The sequence below is a fragment of the Streptomyces sp. NPDC060205 genome, from assembly GCF_042728395.1.
GTDB lineage: Bacteria > Actinomycetota > Actinomycetes > Streptomycetales > Streptomycetaceae > Streptomyces.
The window spans coordinates 1-8,262 of the sequence record NZ_JBHWZP010000387.1; the positions used below are offsets into that span (position 1 = coordinate 1).

Genomic DNA, 8,262 nt, shown 5'->3' on the forward strand with positions numbered 1-8,262 from the left:
GTGATACGGCCGCCGACTCAGTCGTTGACGGTCGCCGGGTCGGAACCCAGACGGCGGCCCTCGTCGAGAGCGGTGATCGCGGCGATGTCCTCGGCGTCGAGGGTGAAGCCGAACACGTCGATGTTCTCCTTGATCCGCGACGGGGTCACGGACTTGGGGATCACCACGTTGCCCAGTTGGAGGTGCCAGCGCAGGACGACCTGGGCGGGCGTACGGTCGTGCTTGCGGGCGATGGCCACGACGGCCGGGACCTCCAGGAGGCCCTTGCCCTGGCCGAGCGGGGACCAGGCCTCGGTGGCGATGCCGTGCTCCGCGTGGAACTCGCGCAGGGCGGACTGCTGAAGGTGCGGGTGCAGCTCGACCTGGTTGAGGACCGGCACGACGGACGTCGCGTCGAGCAGCTTCTCCAGGTACTCCGGGTGGAAGTTCGAGACACCGATGGATTTGGCGCGGCCGTCCGCGTGCAGCTTCTCGAAGGCCTTGTACGTGTCGATGTACCTGCCCCGGTCCGGCATCGGCCAGTGGATGAGGTACAGGTCCACGTAGTCGAGGCCGAGCTTGTCCAGGGACTCGTCGAAGGCGCGCAGCGTCGAGTCGTAGCCCTGTTCGGCGTTCCAGAGCTTCGTGGTGACGAAGAGGTCCTCGCGGGCGATGCCGGAGGAGGCGAGGCCCCTGCCGGTGCCCTCCTCGTTGCCGTAGATCGCGGCGGTGTCGATGCTGCGGTACCCGGCCTCCAGCGCGGTGGAGACGGCTCGCTCGGCCTCGTCGTCCGGCACCTGCCAGACACCGAAGCCCAGCTGGGGCATCTCGACGCCGTTGTTCAGGGTGATCGGGGGGACCTTGCTCACGAGCTTTCGATCCTTACGTCGTCGGGTGGTACTCCATCGTGAACGATCACGGGCTGTCGTGCATTCCTGTCCGGCGGGTTCGCCGGCCGGGAGGGAGACCGTCAGGGAGATTGGCCGGAAAGTACCCGCTCTGCCGGGTCCGAACCGTGGACGCCCGAACCAGGGACGGCGTGCCGTCACACCGAAGGCGCCGGGCGCGCCGGGGGGTCCCCGGCTCCTGTGCCGCTCGTCGTCCCCAGGTACGCCTCCCGCACCCGCTCGTCGGCACGGATCCCGGCGGGGGTGCCCTCGGCGAGTACGCGGCCGAGGTCGAGTACGACGATCCGGGTGGACACCTCCATGACGAAGGCGACGTCGTGCTCGACGAGGAGGACCGCGCAGCCTTCTCGCCCGGACAACCGGCGGATGACGGCGGCCAGTTGACGGCTCTCCTCGGCCGTCGTCCCGGCGGCGGGTTCGTCGAGGAGCAGTACCCGGGGCCGGTCCGCGACGGCCCGGGCCAGTTCGACCAGGCGGGCGCGGCCCACGGGGAGGTCGGCGGCGTAGGTGTCGCCCAGGCCGTCGAGTCCGCAGGCCCGCAGGACCTCGGCGGCGCGGGCCCGGCGCTCCTTCTCGTACGTACGCCGGGTGGGCGCCCCCAGCAGGTCGGCCGTGAGTCCGCCTCCGCCACCGCGCCACTCCTGGGCCACCACGAGGTTGTCGGCCACCGTGAGCTGCCCGAACAGTTGCTGGCGCTGGAACGTGCGGCGCATTCCGCGGCGGGCGCGCCAGACGGGGGAGCGGCGGGTGACGTCCGTCCCGTCGAGACGGACACGGCCCGCGTCGGGGCGGCGGATACCGGACAGCACGTCGAAGAGGGTGGTCTTTCCTGCGCCGTTGGGGCCGATGAGCCCGCAGATCTCGCCGGGGCGCAGGGACAGGCTCACGTCGTCGAGTGCGCGTACGCCGCCGAAGCGGACGGCGACGTGGTCGGCCCGCAGAACGGGGCTCGTGCTCGTCATGGTCGGGCCGCTCCCTCGCGCGTGGCCGCCAGTCCCAGATACGCCTCCGTCAGCCGGTCCGCCCGCACGGCCGAGCGCGGGCCGCACCATGCCACGCGCCCCTCTGCCAGGTACGCGACCGTGTCCGCGATCTCCAGCACCTCGCCGGCCTTCTCCTCCACGAGGAGCAGGGCCGTGCCGTGGTCGCGGAGTTCGGTGAGGAGGCGGAAGACCTCCTCGACGACCCGGGGTGCGAGGCCGAGGGAGGGTTCGTCGGCGATCAGGACCTTCGGGGGGCGCTGGAGGAGCGGGGCGAGGGCGAGCATCTGCTGTTCCCCTCCGGAGAGGGCGCCCGCGGGCACACCGCGCCGCCCCGCGAGACCGGGGAAGCGCTCGTAGACGGCCTCGCGTGCGTCCCGTCCGTCCCGGCCGCGCAGGTACAGGGCGAGGTTCTCCTCGATGGTGAGAGCGGGGAAGATCCCGCGCCCCTCCGGCGCGAGGACGACTCCGGCCCGTGACCGGCGCACGGCACCGTCCCGTGTGGCGTCGCGTCCTGCCACGTACACCTGGCCGGCGAGCGGGCTGACGAGGCCCGCGGCGACACGGCACGTCGTGGACTTCCCGGCCCCGTTCGGACCGAGCAGCGCGAGGATGCCGCCGGCCCGGACGGCCAGGTCGACCCCGTGCAGCACGGGCGCCCCGTCGTAACCGGCCCGGACCCCACACAGCCGCAGCGCGACGCCGCCCTCACCGCCCGAGTCCGCGCCGCCCGAGCCCGCGCCGGTCGAGCCTGCGGTGATCGAAACTCCGGCGGTCGCCGCCGTGCCGGCCGCGGCCGTGGCGGTCGCCGGCGGGGCGCCCGTCGACGTGCCGGCCGCCGGCGGGCCCGTCGGCGGCGCGGTGGCCGGCCCGGCCGCCGGACCCGTGTCCGGACCGGGCGGCGTCGTGCCCGACCCCGCCAGCCGGCGCCGGTGCAACCGCGCCGGCACCGCCGCGCAGTAGCCGTCCGGGTCGTTCGCCAGGGCCAGGCCCGCCAGGCCGAAGAGGATCACCGGAAGGTGGGTCGACTCGGTGACGTGTTCCGAGACCAGGTGCGGTACGAGGGCGTAGACCAGGCCCGCGACCACCGCGAACTGGGGTCGGCGCAGGCCCGCCGCCACGACCACCGCGAGCCAGATCAGACCCGTCATCGCGGTGAAGTCGGTCGCGGTGACACGGGTGTTGTACGAGGCGTACATGACACCGCCGAAACCCGCGAGGCCGGCGGACAGCGTGAACAGCAGCAGCTTGGTGCGGACGACCGACACCCCGGACGCCATCGCCGCCGCGGGCGCCGAGCGCACCGCGAGCATCGCCCGGCCGGACGGCGAGTTCCGCAGCGCGCCGAGCGCGGCGACCGCTGCCGCGACCAGCACGGTCAGCGCCACCCCGAGCGCCCGGTCGTCGCCCAGGTCCACCGGGCCGAGGACCGGCCGGGGAACCGCCCACCCCGTGTCGCCGTTGCGCAGCCGGCCGATCTGGAACAGGACCTGGTCGGCGAGGAAGGCCAGCGCGAGGGTGGCGAGGGCGAGCGAGCGGCCACCGAGCCGCAGCGCCGGCAGGGCGACCAGGGCCCCGAGCGCCGCCGCCGCGCACGTGCCCACGGCCGCCGCCGCCACGAACGGCCAGCCGTGACTCAGCAGCAGCCCCGCCACCAGCGCCGCCCCCGTCACGAAGGTCGCCTGCGCCAGCGACACCATCGCGCCGAGCCCCGTCACCACCGTGAAGGACATGAAGACGAGGGACAGGGCGAGCCCCTGGGCGAGGAGGCCGCTCCAGAAGGGGGTCGTGACCGTGTAGAAGGAGGCCGCGAGGAGGACGGCGGCCACCGCCCACGGGCCCCACCGCCGCAGCGCGGACCGCCCCGTCAGATAGTCGACCGGCGGCGGGTCCACCGCGGCCGTGCCCGCCGTGCGCCCGCGCCGCGTCAGCAGCAGCAGCCCGGCGAACAGGATCAGGAAGGGCACGGCGGTACGGAATCCGGTGATCCGCTCGGCGAAGTCCGCGTACCCGGCGACCAGGTTCTGCAGCACCCCGAGCCCGAGCCCGCCCACGAACGCCAGCGGTACCGAGACGAACCGGCCGAGCACCGCCGCCGTCGCCGAGACGAAGAGGAAGAGGGTGAAGTCGTGGGCCGAGAGTCCGAGGAGCGGGGTGGCCAGCACGCCCGCCAGGCCCGCGAGCCCCGACGACAGCATCCACGCGATCGACGACAGCCGGTCCGCGCTCAGCCCGCGCAGCTCCACCAGCGAGCGGTTGTCGACGGCCGCCCTGAGTTTCAGCCCCAGCGGGGTGTGCCGCATCAAAATCCACAGGCCGAGGGCCACCACGGCCGTCGCGGCCCAGATGATCAGCTGGTCGGAGTCGACGCCGACGCCGTCGACCGGCTGCCAGGACGTCGCGGGGCTCGGCCCGACCCCTGGCAGCCCGAACTGGTTCTCGGCGGGCTTCACCGACGTGCCCGCGTCCGCCAGCAGTTCGACGATCCACAGGCCCAGCGCGGGCAGCGCCACCAGCAGCCCGATGGTGGCCACGATCTGAGCCGTCTCACCGACCCGCGCCAGCTTGCGGAACATCAGCCGGTCCAGGCCCCAGCCCAGCGCGGGCGCCAGGACGCACACCAGCAGCACCGCCGTCGGCACGGCCGGCCAGCCGAAGCCCGAGTGCAGTTCGTAGAAGGCGAGGGCGCAGAGGTAGGCGGTGGCGCCGTGCGCGAAGTTGAACAGGCCCGAGGCCGAGTAGGAGAGCACGAGACCGGTCGCGAGCAGCGCGTACAGCGCGCCCGACACCAGTCCGCTCAGCACGAATCCGAGAAGGTCGGCCATGCCGGGTGCCCTACGTGAAGGGGATCGGCGGGTAGCACCTGAAGGGCGCCGACACCTCGTACGCGCCGCCCTTCAGCTGGACGAGCGCCCCGCACCCGAACGACTCCTTCTGACCCTTGGGCTCCGCCCGGTCCCCGACCAGCGTGCCGGTGTCCGCGAACCCGTCCGCCGCCTTCTGGAAGGACGACACCGTCAGGTCCTTGCCGGCCTTCCCGGCGATGGCGAGGAACAGATCGGCCGACATGTAGCCGGTCATCATGTGCATGTTGAGCGGCACATCCTGGCCCGCCGCCTTCCTGATGTCCTTCCCGAACCGCGTCATCGCCGCGCTCTTCTGCTCGAACGGCTGGAACGACGTCAGGACGTGCACGCCGTCGAGCGCCTTGCGCGTCGCGCTCTTCGCGAGCAGCCCCGGGTCGTAGTCGGTCGGATCGGTGAGCACACCGCGGTACCCGGTCCGCTTGACCGCCGTGAACAGCCCGATGTTGTACGGGGTCTGCATCACGGAGACGATCGCGTCCGGCGCCTTCCCGCCGTCGCTGCGCAGGATCTCCTTGGTGTAAGCCGACCAGTCGCTCGGCACGGAGGCCGCGGGCACCGACGGCTTGGCGTACGTGACCGTGAACCCGGCCGACTCGAAGCTCTGCCGGTAGGTGCGGATGCCGAACTTCCCGGCGTCGCTGTCATTGGCCAGGATCGCCACGCTGCGGCCCTCGGCGCCGCCCATCACCCGTTGCAGACCCTCGGGCCAGGTCTGCGAGATGGTGCCGCCCGGCGACGGCACCATGCAGCCGCCGAAACCGTAGATGTACGACGGCCCGCAGAACGACGGCAGCGTGCCCCAGCCGAAGGTCGGGACGCGCTGCTTCTGCAGGAAGTCCGCGCCGGAGAAGGTCGTCGAGCTCATCGGCGCGATCGCGAACACCTTGTCCTGCTGGACGAGTTTGCGGGCCGCGGCGAGGTTCCTGGACGGGTCCTGGCCGTCGTCCTCGGCGCCGAGGTAGTCGATCTTCCGCCCGTGCAGGCCGCCTTCGGCGTTGGCACGGTCGAAACGGGCCTTCGCGCCGAGGTCGGTGTCCTTCTTGGAGTAGCCGCTCGCGGTTGTCATCGAGACGATGCCGCCGACTTTGATGCGGGTGTCCGTGACCCCGCGTACGGCGTTCCCGGCCTTCGAAGTTCCGCCGGACGAAGCCGAGTTGCAGGCGGCCGTCAACAGCAGGGCGGTGGCGGCCAGCGCTGCGGCGATGGCGCGGGTCGGTCGTGACACGGTCGGCCCCCTCCGTCGGGTGACTCGGGTGTCTCGGGTGACCGAAATGATCCGGCGGATCTGACGGGCCGTCAATATGTGGTGCGGCAGTATGTGACGAGGCGTCAGGTCCGGGGTCCGATGTCGGGTGCGGGCCGGTGGGGGCTGGTCGCGCAGTTCCCCGCGCCCCTTGAACGGGCTACGCCCGACACTGCCCGCGGCCCTTCGGGGCGCCCCTGTGACGCGCTACGCGCGGTACAGGGCCTCCACCTCTGTCGCGTACGCGTTCTCGATCGCCTTGCGCTTCAGTTTCAGGGACGGGGTCAGCAGGCCGTGTTCCTCGGTGAACTGGTGGGCCAGTATCCGGAACGTACGGATCGACTCGGCCTGGGAGACCAGGGTGTTCGCGGCGACCACGGCTCGCCGCACCTCGGTCTCCAGGTCGGGGTCCCGCACCAGCTGGGCCGGGGTGAGCGGGGACTTGCCCCGCATCTGCAGCCAGTGGTCGACGGCCTCCCCGTCGAGCGTGACCAGCGCCGCGATGTACGGCCGGTCGTTGCCGACGACGATGCACTGCGCGACCAGCGGATGGTCGCGCACCCGCTCCTCCAGGACGCCCGGCGAGACGCTCTTGCCGCCGGAGGTCACCAGGATCTCCTTCTTGCGCCCGGTGATGGTCAGGTAGCCGTCCTCGTCGAGCGCGCCGATGTCACCGGTGGCCAGCCATCCGTCGTGCAGGGCCGCGTCGGTGGCCTTCGGGTCGTTGAGGTAGCCCTGGAAGACGTTGTCGCCGTGCAGCCAGATCTCGCCGTCGTCCGCGATGTGCACGGTCGTGCCGGGGATGGGCTGGCCGACGGTCCCGTACCGGGTGCGCTCGGGCGGGTTGGCGGTCGCGGCGGCCGTGGACTCGGTGAGCCCGTACCCCTCGTAGATCTGCACGCCGGCGCCCGCGAAGAACAGGCCGAGGCGGCGGTCCATCGCGGAGCCGCCGGACATCGCGTGCCGTACGCGTCCGCCCATCGCGTTACGGATCTTGGAGTAGACGAGTTTGTCGAAGAGCTGGTGCTGCATGCGCAGGGCCGTCGACGGGCCGGGGCCGATGTCCCAGGCCTTCGCCTCGACCGCGTCCGCGTAGCGCACCGCGACCTCGACCGCCTTCTCGAACGGGCCGCCCTTGCCCTCCTTCTCGGCCTTGCGGCGGGCCGCGTTGAAGACCTTCTCGAAGATGTACGGCACCGCGAGGAAGAACGTCGGCTGGAACGCGGCGAGATCCGGCAGCAGGGCCGCCGCGTTCAGCTGCGGCTGATGGCCGAACTTGACCTTCCCCCGGACCGCGGCGACCTGGACCATCCGCCCGAAGACGTGCGCGAGCGGCAGGAACAGCAGGGTGGCCGCCTCGTCGCCGCGCTTGGAGTGGAAGAGCGGCTCCCAGCGTCCGATCGCCGTGTCCGTCTCGAACATGAAGTTGGCGTGCGACAGGACGCAGCCCTTGGGGCGGCCGGTCGTGCCGGACGTGTAGATGATCGTCGCCGTCGACTCCGGGGTGACCGCGCGGCGGTGCCGGTGCACCACCTCGTCGTCGATGTGGCCGCCCGCCTCGTACAGCTCCTGCACCGCGCCCGCGTCCAGCTGCCACAGCTTGTGCAGTGTGGGCAGCCGGTCGATGACCGTGGCGATCGTCATCGCGTGGTCCTCGTGCTCCACCATCGCCGCCGACACCTGGGCGTCGTGCAGCATCCAGAAGACCTGCTCGGCCGACGAGGTGGGGTAGATCGGGACGACCTGCGCGCCGATCGACCACAGTGCGTAGTCGAAGAGGGTCCACTCGTAGCGCGTACGGGACATGATCGCGACGCGGTCGCCGAAGCGGATGCCGTGGGCCAGGAGGCCCTTGGCGAGCGCCAGGACCTCGTCGCGGAACTCGGCGGACGTGACGTCCCGCCATCTGCCCTGCTCGTCCTTGCGGCCCAGCGCGATGTAGAGGGGGTCCTCCTGGGCATACTCGAACACGGCATCTGCCAGGCCGCCCACCGGCGGTGCCGACGCCAGGGGAGGGTTGGTGAACTCGCTCAATCCCCGCTCCTTGAAGGTGCTCCGCAGGCGGTGAAAGCTACCCCACGTAACGCTGCCGCGGGAGGGGTGGCGGAGGGGGGTGGGGGGTGGCGTATGCACTGGTCAACCCCTGAAATCCGGCCACAAGGGGGGAGGCCGGGACAGAATCCTTACTCTTCCGTAAGTTTCGGTTCCGTAATCTCCACGGAATCTGTACGGGGCGCTTACCAGGGGTGGGCGCGCTGGGCGCCTGTACGGGGCTGGGTCGGGGC

Annotated in this window: 5 protein-coding genes; all 5 read right to left on the reverse strand. The window is 71.8% G+C overall.

The window, feature by feature from the left end; all coding sequences use genetic code 11:
- Positions 1–17: 17 nt before the first annotated feature.
- The 5 genes from ACFWGJ_RS38625 to ACFWGJ_RS38645 all read right to left on the reverse strand — a co-directional run bounded on the left by ACFWGJ_RS38625 (position 18) and on the right by ACFWGJ_RS38645 (position 8,011).
- A complete protein-coding gene (locus ACFWGJ_RS38625; RefSeq protein ID WP_387333634.1) occupies positions 18–806 on the reverse strand; it encodes an aldo/keto reductase in 789 nt (262 codons plus the stop codon).
- A gap of 218 nt (positions 807–1,024) precedes the next feature.
- Entirely contained in the window at positions 1,025–1,849 is an 825-nt protein-coding gene (locus ACFWGJ_RS38630; protein ID WP_387333631.1) for an ABC transporter ATP-binding protein, read from the reverse strand.
- Entirely contained in the window at positions 1,846–4,692 is a 2,847-nt protein-coding gene (locus ACFWGJ_RS38635) for an ATP-binding cassette domain-containing protein (protein ID WP_387333632.1), read from the reverse strand. Before ACFWGJ_RS38635 ends, ACFWGJ_RS38630 begins: the two co-directional genes overlap by 4 nt.
- 10 nt (positions 4,693–4,702) lie before the next feature.
- The gene (locus tag ACFWGJ_RS38640; protein WP_387333633.1) at positions 4,703–5,959 is read right to left on the reverse strand and encodes an ABC transporter substrate-binding protein; all 1,257 of its coding nucleotides are present in this window, start codon (positions 5,957–5,959) and stop codon (positions 4,703–4,705) included.
- Between the two features lie 225 nt (positions 5,960–6,184).
- Positions 6,185–8,011, reverse strand: coding sequence for a long-chain fatty acid--CoA ligase (locus ACFWGJ_RS38645; RefSeq protein ID WP_210888271.1), 1,827 nt, complete (start codon positions 8,009–8,011; stop codon positions 6,185–6,187).
- Positions 8,012–8,262 lie beyond the last annotated feature (251 nt).

What these genes read in the sequence shown, in the direction of transcription:
- ACFWGJ_RS38630 (WP_387333631.1), bottom strand. Translation starts at nt 1,849, where the DNA reads ATGACGAGCACGAGCCCCGTTCTGCGGGCCGACCACGTCGCCGTCCGC.
- ACFWGJ_RS38625 (WP_387333634.1), bottom strand. Translation starts at nt 806, where the DNA reads ATGCCCCAGCTGGGCTTCGGTGTCTGGCAGGTGCCGGACGACGAGGCC.
- ACFWGJ_RS38635 (WP_387333632.1), bottom strand. Translation starts at nt 4,692, where the DNA reads ATGGCCGACCTTCTCGGATTCGTGCTGAGCGGACTGGTGTCGGGCGCG.